We start from the raw sequence: 13,341 nt of genomic DNA, 5'->3' as shown, positions 1-13,341 counted from the left end.
CCCACCGGCCTCGTGCGGCAGACCGAGCCCGACAGACCCACCGGCCTCGTGCGGCAGACCGGGCCCGACAGACCCACCGGCCGCGTGCGGCAGGTCGCGGCCGGCGGCCTCCGTGGAGGCGTCGGGGGATCGGTGCAGGCGCAAGGCTGGGGCTCCTGGTGGCCGACCGGGTGACGTGGTCTGTGCCGTCGCCGGTACGGAGGCCGTCAGCGCCGGCCGGTCGGCCGACGCGGGGACGGGCTCCTGGTGCGGGGCCGCGTCGGGCACGCGCGCGTTCCGGCGCTCCTCGGGCTGTGGTGCCTCGACTGTCGTCCCGGGGGAATGTTCCGCCGCCCTGTCGTGCAGAAGTGCGGTGGGCAGGAGGACGACCGCGGTGGTGCCGCCGTAGGGCGAGGTCTTGAGGTGCACCTTGATGTCGTGCCGGGCGGCGAGTCGGCTCACCACGAACAGGCCGAGCCGGTCGCTGTCGAACAGGTCGAGTGCCTCGGACCGTGCGATGCGGTGGTTGGCCTCGGCGAGGGTGTCCTTGCCCATGCCGAGCCCGCGGTCCTCGACCTCGATCGCGTAGCCGTTGCCGACGGGTTCTCCGGTGACACGCACGCGCGTGTGGGGAGGCGAGAACTGGGCCGCGTTCTCGATGATCTCAGCCACGAGGTGGATGAGGTCGGCGACGGCGGCGCCGATCACGGACGCCTCGGGGAGCTGGCGTACCTCCACGCGCGTGTAGTCCTCGACTTCGGAGACGGCCGCGCGAATCACGTTCGTGAGGGAGACCGGCATGCGCCAGGCCCGCCCGGGTGACGCGCCGGAGAGGATGATCAGGCTTTCGGCGTGGCGCCGCATACGGGTGGTGAGGTGGTCGAGGCGGAAGAGGTCGCTCAGTTCGTTCGGGTCGTCTGAGCGACGTTCCATGCTGTCCAGCAGATTCAGTTGACGGTGGACGAGGACCTGGCTGCGGCGGGCGAGGTTCACGAAGACCCCGGAGATACCGCTGGCGAGTTCGGCGCGTTCCACTGCGGCCCGCAGGGCGGCCCGGTGCACGGTGTCCAGTGCCTCCGCGACCTGGCCGGCCTCGTCCTCGGCGGGCGGCCCCGGTGGCGCCTCGGACCGGACGTCGATCTCCTCCCCCGTGCGCAGTCTGCGCATGGCCTCGGGGAGTTTGCGGCGGGCGATCTCCAGGGCGCTGTTGCGCAGGCTCACCAGCTCGACCACGAGGCCGCGGCCGATGCGGACGGAGATGACGAGCGACGCGGCGACGGCGAGGAGGCCGAAGAGGACCGCGGCCCCGGCCGGAGTGAGCACGCCGCGCGTGAACGGGTCGGCGCGGTCGGCGACTCGGCGCCCGGCGTCCTGTTCGATCGCCCGCATACCGTCCCGCACGCCCGCGTGGGCGTCGTCCCACGTGGACCGCGGTGCCGCTGCCTCGACCGCCCGGCCCTCGGGGCCCTGGGCCAGCAGCTTTTCCTCGGCCGTCGTCACGGTCGCGTAGGCGTCGCTGCCGGCGAGGTCCTGCCAGGCTGCGCGCTCGGAGCCGCGCAGGTCGGCGACGGCGGACTCGGTGAGAGTCCTGCGTCTGTCGACGGCGCCGGTGAACAGCCGCATCCGCTCACCGCCGAGCCCGTCGGCGAGGCGGGCCCCGGCGAGCAGGGCATTCTCCTGGGCCAGTGCCTCGCCCGCGCGGGCGAACTCGACCAGCACGCGCGCGTCGGAACCCAGATCGGCGTCCTGGATACCGCTCAGCGCGCCGCCCACCCGGAAGGCCGCCGAGATGGTCGTCGTGTACTGGCGGTACGCCTCCTGCCAGCCCGCGCGGCGGTCGATGACGGCGGAGCGCAGCGTTCCCAGCCGTTCGGCGCCGGTGACGAATGCTTCGAGGCGCCGGGCGACACCGGCGGGCAGTTCCTCGCTGTCGGCGACGGTATGGCGGTCGCCCAACCGTAGTTTCCCGACGGCGCGGTCGGTGTGTGCGGAAAGTTCCCTGTAATCGCCGCTCGGCACCGCCGACGGGTCGGTGGCGTGGCGGACGGCCGCGACCCGCTCCGCCTGCAGAGCGGCTACGGCGGCGCTCACCGGAGCGCGGACCTGGGCGTCCACGCGCTGCACCTGCCGCAGCCGGGAGATGTCCTGGGCGGTCGTGACGGTGGCGTACGCCCACAGGGCCAGCAGGGAGACGACGGGCACCATCAACAGGCTGACGATCCTGGCGCGCACGGTGCGGGGCCGTATTCGCCTGCGCCACGCGCGCGTGGCGGACGCGTCCGGTGCCTCGCCCGTGGGCTTCTCCGGGGCGGCCTCGTCGGCCGGTGGTCCGGCGTGCGCGCGGCGGCCGCGCACGGGTGGCTGGTGCGGCGTCTCGGGGGTCGTACGGGGTGTGCGCATGGCCTCCTCGCTCGGTACGGGGTCGGTGCGTTGTCGCCGGACCGCTGACGGCCGGGCCCGCCGTTACCGGGCGGTGCTCTCCACGGGCTGCTGGGCCGAGGCGGACGCCTCGCGCTCCCCCGCCGTCGGCGACAGCGCGACGAAGGCCGAGGTGAGGAAGAGATAGGACCCGAGGCCGACGGCGAGGGGGAAGATGAACTGCATCGCCGTGGCCCCGGGCAGCGTCTCGCCGGAGGGCGTGACTCGCACGCTCACCGCGAACATTCCGGTGTAGTGCATGCTGCTCACCGCCGCTCCCATGATCAGCGAGGCGAGCGTCACCGCGAGGGGCGACTTGATGTTGAGCGCCGCCCACAGGGCCGCCGTGGCGGCGGCGACGGCGATGAGGACGGAGAGTCCGACGCGCATCGGGTCGTAGCTCACGTCACCGTGCAGACGCACGGCCGCCATGCCGAGGTAGTGCATGCTCGCGACGCCGAGCCCGGTGGTGAGTCCGCCGAGCAGGAGTGCTCGGCCGCGCTCACGGCCGTAGCCGACCGCGAAGACGCCGGTGGAGACGACGATCACGGCGACGAGCAGGCTCGTGAGGGTGAGCGGCACGTCGTAGCGGATGTCGGTGCCGCTGACCCGGAAGCCGAGCATGGCGACGAAGTGCATCGTCCAGATGCCGGTGCCGATCGCCGAGGCCGCGGTGAGAAGCCAGTTGCGGCGCGCGCGCCCGGTGGCCGCGAGTGCGCGCACGGTGCAGCGCAGCCCGAGGGCTGCGCCGGTACAGGCCATCGCGTACGACAGCGCGGGGGTCAGCCAGCCCAGGGCGGCGTGGTCCAGGTGTCCCATGGCCCCGGGACGCTAGTCCCGGCAAGGGTGCACAACGGGAGCGCATTTCGAAAGGTGTTGCTATCTGACGCAGGGAAGCGCTGGAACGATCGCGTCATGCTCGAACGTGTGCGCTGCGGCATCCTCTGTGTCATTGAGGGTGTGTCTTTGAGGGATCATGCAGAGCATGAGCGACGACCACACGCACGTCCAGGAGTTCTTCGGCGCTCGCGCCGCCGACTGGGACAGCCGGTTCCCCGACGACGGCCCCGCATACGCGGCCGCGGTCGCCGAGCTGGGCCTGCGGGAGGGGGATCGCGTGCTCGACGCGGGCTGCGGCACGGGACGGGCCCTGCCTCCCCTGCGGGCGGCCGTGGGACCGTCGGGCCTGGTTGTCGGGGCCGATCTGACGCCCGCCATGCTCCACGCCGCCGTACGGGCCGGGAGGGACCGTGACGGACGCTTGCTGCTGACCGATATCGCCGCGCTGCCGCTGAGGTCGCGGACGCTCGACGCCGTGTTCGCGGCGGGCCTCGTGGCTCACCTGCCCGATCCCGCCGGGAACCTGCGGGAGTTGGCGCGCGTCGTGCGACCCGGCGGTGTGCTGGCGCTGTTCCATCCGATCGGCAGAGCGGCGCTCGCGGCGCGGCAGGGGCGGCGGATCACGCCGGACGACCTGCGTGCCGAGCCCAACCTCCGGCCGATGTTCGCCGGTTCCGGGTGGCGCATGACGTCGTACGTCGACGAGGATGCCCGCTTCCTGGCCCTGGCCGTGCGCGAGGACTGACCACTCGCGCGTCCGGCGCGGCGCTCCGACCACCGCGCGGGCCGTCTCCGGGAGTGGACTCAACTGGCGGCGCGAGGCAATCGGTTCACTCGGCGGCTGACGCGTCGATGTGGCGGACCGGACAGCCCCTTATGCCGGGGACCGGGCGGGTCCCCAGCTCGGCGAGCCGGTATCCGTTCGGGTAGCCCTTGATCTCCCAGTTCTGCCGGGCGTGGTGCGGAGCGCGCCTCGGCGGCATCAAGCGGACCGCGCGGCCGCGCAGCCGCACCGCGCGGCGTACCAGCGTGCGGGTGGCGGGGCTCGGCGGCGTGTACCGGAAAGCCCGCAGGAGGGGCTCGTCGAGCAGGGCGAGGATCCCGGTGCGCAGGATGGGAGCAAGGGGGCTCGGATACCAGGAGGCCATGAGGTCGAGTGTCGCGTCGGAGACCCGGCGCGCACTTTCGTCCCAGGCGAAGTGGGCCTCCTCGAAGGCGTCGAGGCAGGCTTCGAACTCCTCGTAGGACCCGGGGATGCCCTTGATCCCCATGTGCCGTCCCAGCGTGCGGTAGTGGACGGCGGACGCGACGGTCTCGTGGCGCGACATCCTGCGCCATCCGTAGGCGTCGATCCAGCGTTTGGGGGTCACGACGAACGTGCACAGGACGTACCGCATGTCGTCGTTGGTGATGTCGTAGCTGCGGTGCATCTGGTTGATGCGCCGGATGGCCGTGCGGCCCTGTTCGCTGCCGAAGCCGTGCTCGACGACGGCGTCCAGAAGCAGCGCCGTGTCGTCGTACCGCTTCTGCGCCCGGTCCGTGAACTCCGCCGTGTCGGCCAGTAGTCGGCCGATGCTCGGCACGGCGTACGTGCGGTAGAGCGCCAGCTCGAGAGCGCGGCTGAAGTCCCACGGGAACTCGTAGGCCGAGGCCAGCCGATAGATCTCCGAAGCGTCCTTGTGAGGGTCCATCCGCCGGATCTGTGCCAACCGTTCGAAGCGCTTCACCGTGGCCGTCCCCTTCTGCCGTCGAGGCTTCAACTCTACGTTGAGTGGCGTGACATGCACGATCGGCCATGGCTATCGGCAGGGGAGGGGTGATCCGCTTGTTCGGCAGGATCCACGAGGCCTGGGACAGATCTCGCGCCGCTCGGCGCACGGAGGGGAGAACGGGAGGGGAGCAGCGCTCGCACAATCTCTTCGAGGCCGCCGCCGAGTACGTCTCGGCGTGCGCGGACGACGACCAGGAGCGGATCGACGAGGCGGCGGGCTGGGTGTCGCCGGAGGCTCTTTCGTTCGGGGTGAACGAGTTGGCGTGCCGGGCGGTGATCGCGCTCGCGCGGGAGCGCGACGAGTCGCCGCGGGACGTGGCCCGTGCCCTCCTCGGGTTGCCCGCGGCCTGACCCCGCCCGTCCGTCACAAGCGGGCGATTCGCCCCGTCCAGCCGGAAAACTGCAGCTCGGGTGCGTCTGGGACTCGTGACAAGGGCTTCCCCGGCGCACTAGGGTGCGCGCCATTGGACGAACCGATGGGGAGGCTGGGATGGCCGGGACGGACGAGGACGCCGTCGCCGCCGAGGACGATGCGCTCTATGTGCTCACGGCGGTGCTGCTGACGCCGGCGAAGTTCCCTAGTGTGCTGGGCGACGACTATCCGGAGGCATGCGCGGCGCTCGGTCTGCCACCGCTGGCGGACGGCTACGGCCTGGTACTCGGCCAGGACGGTGACGGCGCCCGGTGGACCGTCGTCGTCGACGACGTCTCGCTGGTGGCCGTCGCCGTGGCCTCCTGGGACTGCGGCATGGAGTACGACCTGTCGCCGGACGAGCGTACGGTCGTCGCCGCGCTGCCCGGCTGGCCCCTCGCGGTCGCCGTGGCGGCCCCCGGCGTGCCCGCGCCGCACGATCCCGACCCCGAGTCCGCCGACCAGCCGGCGCTCTCTCCGCCGGACACCACGGTGTGGGGGCCCGCGCAGCGACGTCTGGGAGCCGACGAGATCGCCGCGCAGTGGGCGCAGTGGCGAGAGCAGATCGACGACGCGGACTTCCCGGTGACGGGGGTTGACGCCGGGTCCGTTGACGACTCGCCGGGCGACGACGCGGAAGGGGACTCGGGCGCCGGCGAGGGCGCGGGGACCGACGCCACGAATGAGGCCGGTACAGCGGACGCCGGTGCCGGTGCCGCTACCACGAACGCCGGCGATGGGTCCTCCGGGCACGGCGGTGTCCGGCGAGTACTCGCGGAGGCCCGCGCCTACGTCGACACGCCCCCGCCGCTCGGCCGGGTCCGGTCCTCTTTCGCGCCGGGGGACGCCCGGACGCTGCGTGCCGACGGCCCCGGGTGGTCGCTCGTCGCCAGAACCGACGACATCGCCTTCATCCTGCTCGACGACGAACCCGGTGAGGTCCTGCCGGTGGGGCGGGGACCGTCGCTGCCCGGACTCCTGGAGGCGCTCGACAAGATGGCCGTAAGGCCGAGCTGACCTTGAGGCCGAGCTGACCTTGAGGACATTGAGGCCCGCTGCCACCGGAGTCGGGCGACCTCGCGTCGTCCCCGACTGTCTTCAACCTCCATAGCCGGCTCTCTTTCCATGTGGCTCCCGCCCATGGGAGAGGTCGTGGCGGACGCGCACGATGGGGCAGCCCTCAGCTCCACTCCCCATCGCGCCTGGAGACCCTGATGCGTCTGCCCCGTGGTGTTCCGTTCCTCGCCGCCGTCGTGACGGTGGTCTCGCTCGTCGGGCCGTCGCCCGTCGCCGCGGCAGCGAGCGACGGAGGCGGACACTGCACCCGTCAGGAGCGCGTACGGGTGCCGGGGGCGGCCCTGCAGCGCAGCGCCTGCCTGGACGATCTGACCACCACCGGGTTGGCGGACAGCCCCTACACCGACATGGCCGACCAGGCCGGGCTGACGGCCGGCGGCACCGGGACGCCGTCCGGAGTGCCCGGCATCCAGGTCGACGGGTATTTTCCGGACTCCTCCCGCTTCAACAACACGCACGGCTGGCGGCACGACGCGCAGTTCGTGATCCGGCTGCCGGACCACTGGAACGGCGGCCTCGTCGTGACGGGGGCGCCGGGCACCCGCAGGCAGTACGCCACGGACAAGGCGATCTCCGACCGGGCCCTCGCTCAGGGGTACGCGTACGCCGCGACCGACAAGGGCAACAGCGGAGCGGACTTCTACCGGGACGGCGTCCGGCCCGGAGACGCGGTGGCCGAGTGGAACGCACGCACCACCCAGCTCACCCGGGCCGCCCGCCGAGTGGCCGCCCAGCGCTACGGCCACGCGCCGCGTCGCACCTACATCGCCGGCATCTCCAACGGCGGCTATCTCACCCGCTGGCAGCTGGAGAACCACCCGGAGCTGTACGACGGCGGCGTGGACTGGGAGGGGGCGCTGTGGACCGCGAACGGCCCCAGCCTCCTCACATCCCTGCCGGTGACGGTGGCTCGGATGTTCGGCGCGGCACGGGACGAGGAACTGTACGCGGCGGGCTTCGCGCGCGGCTCCGAGTTTCTGTGGCCGTATCACGAGAAGGCCTACTGGGGCTTGACGCAGAAGGTCTACCGGGCCGAGTTCGACCCGGCATACGACCCCGCCTGCCCGGGGCCGACCGCCGGATCCACCCTGGAGCAGATCCTGGCGCCGTGCCGCTCCGACGCCACGTACGACTACGCGGAACGCCCCGCGTCCGTCCACCGCGCGGTGGCCCGGGTCGCGCTTACGGGTCGGATCGGCAAGCCGCTGATCACCCTGCACGGCGATCTGGACGCGCTGCTGCCCAAGGCAGCCGACTCCGACGTGTACGCGCGCATGATCGACAAGAGGGGGCGAGGCGAACTGCACCGCTATTACACGGTCGGGGGCGGCACGCACGTCGACGGGCTGTACGACACGTATCCCGACAGGCTGCGGCCGATCCTGCCCTGCTTCCGATCGGCCTTCGACGCGCTGACCGCCTGGGTGGAGCAAGGCGCCACGCCACCAGCGGACCACAGGATCGGCAGGCCCGCGAACGGTGACGTGGTCAACTCCTGTGCCCTTGCCGAGACGGCCGGGACCGCCGGGGCCGCCGAGACTTCTGAGACGTCTGAGTCATCTGAGATTCGACGTTAGCGCCTCAACGACCGATCTCCTTGCGCGTGGCGCGGCGCAGCCTGCGCCGCTGCCCGGGGTCCAGGGCGAGATACGCGGCGGTCGGGACTCCCAGCACTATGAGCAGGGCGGCCCACCAGGGCAGCCAGATCAGCAGGATGAGCCCGACCGCCACGCCCCCCGCTGCGACTTTGGCGTTCTTCGACATGGTGTCGCCTCCTTCGCGGCCACTGCCGCTCTCTCCTGAAAACGGGCCCACGCTCCCGGCGGTTCCGTACCGCGACCCTGAGACGTCCCTGAGACCGGACCCTTACGCACCCCTGAGAACGCGCCGACGACTCCCTTCGAAGAGAGCACCTCCTCATCTGCATAGTGACCCACACCACAGCCCGGTCGCACACCCCCCGACCTCGGGAATCATGTACAGTCAGCGGCCGCGCCCCAACTAGTCAAGTTTGAGGAATACGCCATCGTTGCGCAGACCACGTTCCCGGCCACACCCTCCGACATCGCCGAACTCGCCCGCTGCTGTGCTGTCTTCGTGCCCGGAGATCCCGCCCGGGCCGGCAGAATGGCGTTCTGGCGGCCCGATGGCGAGGCCCCTGCGGCCGTCTCGTCGGGGACCACGGAAAACCTGACGGTCGCCCTCCCCGACGGTGACGGCGTGGGGCCGGTCGACATGCCCGCGGTGCTGCTGCCGGTGCGGACGGCCCTGCCGCTCCTCACGCGCGCGCGTGAGAGCGCGGACGGCCACCGGGCGACCGTGTTCTGGGGCGCGGTCGCCGTCGAGGCACTGCACCTCGTGGCACGCGGCCTGCTGCTGCCCGGCCTGTCCGAGGCCGGCCATGACGCCTGGCGCACGGGCCCGCTCGGCCCGGAGGAGACCCAACGGATCCGTCACCTCGCAGCCGCCATGCCGCCCGAGGCGCACGCGGTCCCGGTCGACTGTGCCGGACCCCTGCGGCTGCCCGACCCGGAGCGGCTGGTGCGTGCCTTCCTGGACTCGGTCGCCGACACGTTGCCCCGCTCCCCCGCCGCCGAACTCGTGACGGCCGGGCCCGCCTACGCCTCGCGGGAGCCGCAGCGGATGCCCGAGCTGCGTGAGTGGGCGGCCGAAGTCGCCGCGGGGCACGACGCGGGAGTACGGCTGTCGCTGCGGATCGAGGTGCGGGGCCTGTCGGCCACGGCTTCCCAGGAGGCGGGACCCGCGTTCCGGGCCGTGCTCCAGGTACACGGCGTGAGCGATCCAACGCTCGTCGCGGACACCGCCGAGGTGTGGGCCGGCACCGTGGGCGACGCGTTCGGCACACGCGTGCGAATGGACACCCTGCTCGCGCTCCGCCGTGCGGCACGGGCCTGGCCCGCGCTCACGCCGCTGCTGTCGGCCGCCGTGCCGGACGCCGTCGAACTCGCCGACGAAGAGGTGACCGAGCTCCTCGGAGCGGGCTCCCGAGCACTCGCCGGCGCGGGAGTCGACGTGCACTGGCCCCGGGAGCTGGCCCGTGACCTGACCGCCCGCGCGGAGGTCGGACCGCCCGACGACGAGCCGTCGCCGCGCACGGCCTCGTCGGACACCGGCCCGTCGTTCCTGTCCGCCGACGCGCTGCTCACCTTCAACTGGTCGTTCGCCCTGGGCGAGCAGCGGCTCACGCGCGAGGAGCTGGATACGCTCGCCGAGGCCAACCGCCCCGTGGTGCGCCTGCGCGACCAGTGGGTCCTCGTGGACCCCGTGGAGGCCCACCGCGTCCGCGCCCGTCAGGACCACAAGGTCACACCCGTCGACGCGCTCGCCGCGGCCCTGTCGGGCTCGACGGAGGTCGACGGGCACCGCGTCGACGTGCGCCCCACAGGATGGCTCGCGGCCCTGCGGGAACGGCTAGCCGACCCCGAGGCGCAGGATGCCGTCGCCCAGCCCGCCGCCCTCGACGCCACCCTGCGCGACTACCAGCGACGGGGACTCAACTGGCTGGCCCGCATGACGTCGTTGGGACTGGGCTGCTGTCTCGCCGACGACATGGGGCTCGGCAAGACCATCACGCTGATCGCCCTGCATCTGCACCGGCAGAGCGACGAGTCCGCCGCCGGACCCACCCTGGTGGTCTGCCCGACCTCCCTCATGGGCAACTGGCAGCGGGAGATCGAACGGTTCGCACCCGGCACCCCCGTACGCCGCTTCCACGGCACCCGGCGCGACCTGGAGGGCCTCGCCGACGGCGAGTTCGTGCTCACCACCTACGGCACCATGCGCCTGGACACCGGCCGGCTCTCCGCCGTGCCGTGGGGCATGGTCGTGGCGGACGAGGCCCAGCACGTGAAGAACCCGTACTCGGACACCGCGCGGCGACTGCGTGCCATCGGCGCACGCGCGCGCGTGGCGCTCACCGGCACCCCGGTGGAGAACAACCTCTCCGAACTGTGGGCGATCCTCGACTGGGCCACGCCGGGGCTGCTGGGCCGGCTCGGTACCTTCCGCAGGCACTACGCACAGGCCGTCGAGGGCGGTCAGGACCCGGCGGCGGCGGAGCGGCTGGCGCGGCTCGTACGGCCGTTCCTGCTGCGACGCCGCAAGTCGGACCCCGGGATCGCGCCGGAGCTGCCGCCGAAGACCGAAACCGACCATCCGGTGTCCCTGACCGCGGAGCAGACGGGGCTGTACGAAGCGGTGGTGCGCGAGGCGCTCACAGAGATCGCCGAGGCCGGCAGCATGGCGCGGCGCGGCATGATCGTGAAACTGCTGACGAACCTCAAACAGATCTGCAACCACCCGGCGCAGTTCCTCAAGGAGGACCGGCCGAGGATCACGGGCCGCTCGGGGAAGCTGGAGCTGCTGGACGAGCTGCTCGGCACCATCCTCGCCGAGGAGGCGGGTGTGCTGGTCTTCACGCAGTACGTACAGATGGCACGCCTCCTCGAACAGCACCTGGCCGCCCGCGGCGTCGCCTCGCTGTTCCTGCACGGCGGCACGTCCGTCACGGCGCGGGAGGCCATGGTGCGGCGGTTCCAGGACGGGGAGGTCCCGGTCTTCCTGCTGTCGTTGAAAGCGGCGGGCACCGGACTCAACCTCACGCGCGCGGAGCACGTCGTGCACTACGACCGGTGGTGGAACCCGGCCGTCGAGGCGCAGGCCACCGACCGCGCCTACCGCATCGGGCAGACCCGCCCCGTGCAGGTGCACCGGCTGATCGCCGAGGGGACCATCGAGGACCGCATCGCGGCCCTGCTGAACCGCAAGCAGGATCTGGCCGACGCGGTGCTGGGAACGGGCGAGTCGGCGCTCACCGAGCTGACGGACGCGGAACTGGCCGAGCTGGTCGAGCTGCGAGGGGGTACGCGATGACCCGGTACGACCGGTACGACGAGGACACGGAACGGACGTTCGCCGCGCTGCCGCCCGCGCACGGACGGGGCTTCGCGCAGACCTGGTGGGGCCAGGCCTGGCTGAAGGCACTGGAGGACGCGGCGATGGACGCGGCGCAGGTGAAGACGGGCCGTCGGCTCGCGCGCGCGGGAGCGGTCGGGGCGGTGTCCGTCCGTCCGGGACGCATCACCGCGGTGGTGCACGACCGGGACCGCACGGCGCACCGGGCCGACGTCCTGCTCGAGCAGCTGTCCGACGCACAGTGGGACCGTTTCGCCGACATGGCCATCGAGCGGTCCGGGCATGTCGCGGCGCTGCTGGACCGGGACATGCCGCCGCACCTCGTGGAGGACGCCGCGAGCGCCGGCATCGATCTGCTGCCGGGCCTGGGCGACTTGGAACCGGAGTGCGACTGCGGCGCCTGGGACCACTGCGGCCACACCGCGGCGCTCTGCTACCAGGTCGCCAGGCTCCTGGACCAGGACCCCTTCGTCCTGCTGCTGATGCGCGGACGGCCGGAGGGCGCCGTACTCGACGCCCTTCAGACGCGCGGCGACACAGCCACGGAGGAGGACGCCTCCCGTCCGGAGGGTGTGGACGCCGCCGAGGCGTACGCGGCGGGGCACGTGCTGCCTCCGCTGCCCGCTCTGCCCGGCCTCCGGGAGGGCCCGGGCGTACCGCCGTCACTGGACACCGAGAGCACGCCGCCTCCGGGCGTCGCCCCGGCCGCCCTGGCCTTCCTGGCCTCCCGGGCCGCGACGGAGGCACATCGCCTGCTCGCCGAGGCGCTGCGGAGCGGACCCGGTCGGCAGACGGTGGACACGGAACCGACCGCCTCGCAGGATGCGGTGCGCCTGGCCGCCGGCGACCCCGGCGCGGAGGTGCTGGAGCGCCTCGGTGACGGCTCGGGGCGCACCCGGGAGGCGCTGGCCGTCGCCGTACGCGCGTGGCGGCTCGGGGGCGGAGCCGCGCTCTCGGTGCTCGAGGAGGAGTGGACGGTGGAGGGCGACCCGCTCGCACGCGCGCGTGCGGCGCTGGAGTCGGCCTGGGACGAGGACGAACGGCCGTCACTGCGGGCGCGGGCCAACCGGTGGACCGTCGTCGACGCGCCCCACCAGCTCCGCCTGGACCGCGACGGCCGTTGGTGGCCGTACCGCAAGGAGCGCGGCCGCTGGGTGCCCATGGGCGGCGCTGCCCACGACCCGGCGACGGCGCTGGCCACGGCGGTGCTTGCGGCCGGGGGCGAGCGCTGACGTCTGCCCTTGCGTCGGCTGGGCGCTGACGACGCGGACGACGCGGACGACGCGGAGCGGCCGGACGAGGAGGGGACCCATGCCTGGGACGGGCGCCGGCGCCGGGCCGTCCCGACTTCGGCATCGCGTCGCCGGCATCGGCATCGGCATCGGCATCGGCATCGGCATCGGCAAAAAGTGCCGGGAATCGGCGAGGAGCAGTTCCTACGGCCCGCGCGGATGCCGAGCCGGGACGGTCGGGCATCGGTGACTTGCCTGGTGGGCCGAGGCCACGCCGAGGTTCCGAGCGGCACCCGGGCGGATTCCGTGAAGGACCCGAGGTGACAGCAGCCCGGTACGAGCGCGGCGTGACACTCGTACGGCTGCCGCGCGGGATCCGGCAGCCCGACGGGCTCCGGCTCCGTCCGTGAATCGGAAGGAGCCGGAGCCCGTCGCACGAAGGTGGACCGCTCAGCGGGCACCGAGGAGGTGGTCCATGGCGAGCTGGTCGAGGTGCTCGAAGGCCATGCCGCGAGCGGCGGCCGCGTCCACGTCGAACGTGTCGTAGGCGGTCGGGTCGGCCAGCAGGGCCGCGAGACCGTCCTCGGCGGTCGGCAGGGCCAGTTCGTCCAGCCGGGCCGCGGCCAGGGCCTCCTGCACCCGCGGGTCGGCACGGAAAGCGGCCGCCCGGTCCTTGA

At 72.8% G+C, this 13,341-nt stretch carries 10 protein-coding genes and 1 pseudogene; 6 read left to right on the top strand and 5 right to left on the bottom strand.

What is annotated here, in order from left to right:
- Positions 1-2,379, bottom strand: a 2,379-nt coding sequence (locus EBH09_RS32425; protein ID WP_121750406.1) for a nitrate- and nitrite sensing domain-containing protein, incomplete at its 3' end; no start/stop codon positions are given.
- 63 nt (positions 2,380-2,442) lie between these two features.
- Positions 2,443-3,216 (bottom strand): MHYT domain-containing protein, encoded by a 774-nt coding sequence (locus EBH09_RS32420; protein ID WP_121750405.1) that lies wholly within the window; start codon positions 3,214-3,216, stop codon positions 2,443-2,445.
- Between the two features lie 166 nt (positions 3,217-3,382).
- Here EBH09_RS32420 and EBH09_RS32415 point away from each other — a divergent pair, with 166 nt between their 5' ends.
- On the top strand, positions 3,383-3,982 hold the full coding sequence (locus tag EBH09_RS32415; RefSeq protein ID WP_121751112.1) for a class I SAM-dependent methyltransferase: 600 nt from the start codon (positions 3,383-3,385) through the stop codon (positions 3,980-3,982).
- Between the two features lie 85 nt (positions 3,983-4,067).
- On the opposite strand, the gene EBH09_RS32410 is transcribed toward EBH09_RS32415, so the two are convergent.
- A complete protein-coding gene (locus tag EBH09_RS32410; RefSeq protein ID WP_193776647.1) occupies positions 4,068-4,964 on the bottom strand; it encodes an oxygenase MpaB family protein in 897 nt (298 codons plus the stop codon).
- Positions 4,965-5,062: 98 nt separating this feature from the next.
- Between EBH09_RS32410 and EBH09_RS32405 the strand changes: the two genes are divergently transcribed.
- The 3 genes from EBH09_RS32405 to EBH09_RS32395 all read left to right on the top strand — a co-directional run bounded on the left by EBH09_RS32405 (position 5,063) and on the right by EBH09_RS32395 (position 8,074).
- Positions 5,063-5,359, top strand: a complete 297-nt coding sequence (locus EBH09_RS32405) for a hypothetical protein (RefSeq protein WP_193776749.1) — start codon at positions 5,063-5,065, stop codon at positions 5,357-5,359.
- A gap of 139 nt (positions 5,360-5,498) precedes the next feature.
- Entirely contained in the window at positions 5,499-6,437 is a 939-nt protein-coding gene (locus EBH09_RS32400) for a hypothetical protein (protein ID WP_121750403.1), read from the top strand.
- A 197-nt stretch (positions 6,438-6,634) separates the two neighbouring features.
- Positions 6,635-8,074, top strand: a complete 1,440-nt coding sequence (locus EBH09_RS32395; protein WP_121750402.1) for a tannase/feruloyl esterase family alpha/beta hydrolase — start codon at positions 6,635-6,637, stop codon at positions 8,072-8,074.
- 4 nt (positions 8,075-8,078) lie between these two features.
- On the opposite strand, the gene EBH09_RS32390 is transcribed toward EBH09_RS32395, so the two are convergent.
- Positions 8,079-8,261, bottom strand: coding sequence for a hypothetical protein (locus tag EBH09_RS32390; RefSeq protein ID WP_121750401.1), 183 nt, complete (start codon positions 8,259-8,261; stop codon positions 8,079-8,081).
- A 471-nt stretch (positions 8,262-8,732) separates the two neighbouring features.
- On the opposite strand from EBH09_RS32390, the gene EBH09_RS32385 reads away from it, so the two are divergent.
- Complete coding sequence (locus EBH09_RS32385) at positions 8,733-11,390, top strand: DEAD/DEAH box helicase (protein WP_238697584.1); 2,658 nt, start codon at positions 8,733-8,735, stop codon at positions 11,388-11,390.
- Entirely contained in the window at positions 11,387-12,664 is a 1,278-nt protein-coding gene (locus tag EBH09_RS32380; protein WP_121750399.1) for an SWF or SNF family helicase, read from the top strand. Before EBH09_RS32385 ends, EBH09_RS32380 begins: the two co-directional genes overlap by 4 nt.
- A 450-nt stretch (positions 12,665-13,114) precedes the next feature.
- Here EBH09_RS32380 and EBH09_RS32375 read toward each other — a convergent pair.
- A pseudogene (locus tag EBH09_RS32375) lies at positions 13,115-13,341 on the bottom strand (xylose isomerase); the annotation flags it as partial.

This window comes from Streptomyces sp. E2N166, assembly GCF_003671715.1.
GTDB lineage: Bacteria > Actinomycetota > Actinomycetes > Streptomycetales > Streptomycetaceae > Streptomyces > Streptomyces thinghirensis.
This window is presented reverse-complemented; position numbering and strand designations above follow the sequence as displayed.

Bases quoted from the DNA above. Each gene is read 5' to 3' on its own strand.
- EBH09_RS32420 (WP_121750405.1), bottom strand. From the start codon at position 3,216: ATGGGACACCTGGACCACGCCGCCCTGGGCTGGCTGACCCCCGCGCTG.
- EBH09_RS32415 (WP_121751112.1), top strand. From the start codon at position 3,383: ATGAGCGACGACCACACGCACGTCCAGGAGTTCTTCGGCGCTCGCGCC.
- EBH09_RS32400 (WP_121750403.1), top strand. From the start codon at position 5,499: ATGGCCGGGACGGACGAGGACGCCGTCGCCGCCGAGGACGATGCGCTC.
- EBH09_RS32395 (WP_121750402.1), top strand. From the start codon at position 6,635: ATGCGTCTGCCCCGTGGTGTTCCGTTCCTCGCCGCCGTCGTGACGGTG.
- EBH09_RS32390 (WP_121750401.1), bottom strand. From the start codon at position 8,261: ATGTCGAAGAACGCCAAAGTCGCAGCGGGGGGCGTGGCGGTCGGGCTC.
- EBH09_RS32385 (WP_238697584.1), top strand. From the start codon at position 8,733: ATGCCCGCGGTGCTGCTGCCGGTGCGGACGGCCCTGCCGCTCCTCACG.
- EBH09_RS32380 (WP_121750399.1), top strand. From the start codon at position 11,387: ATGACCCGGTACGACCGGTACGACGAGGACACGGAACGGACGTTCGCC.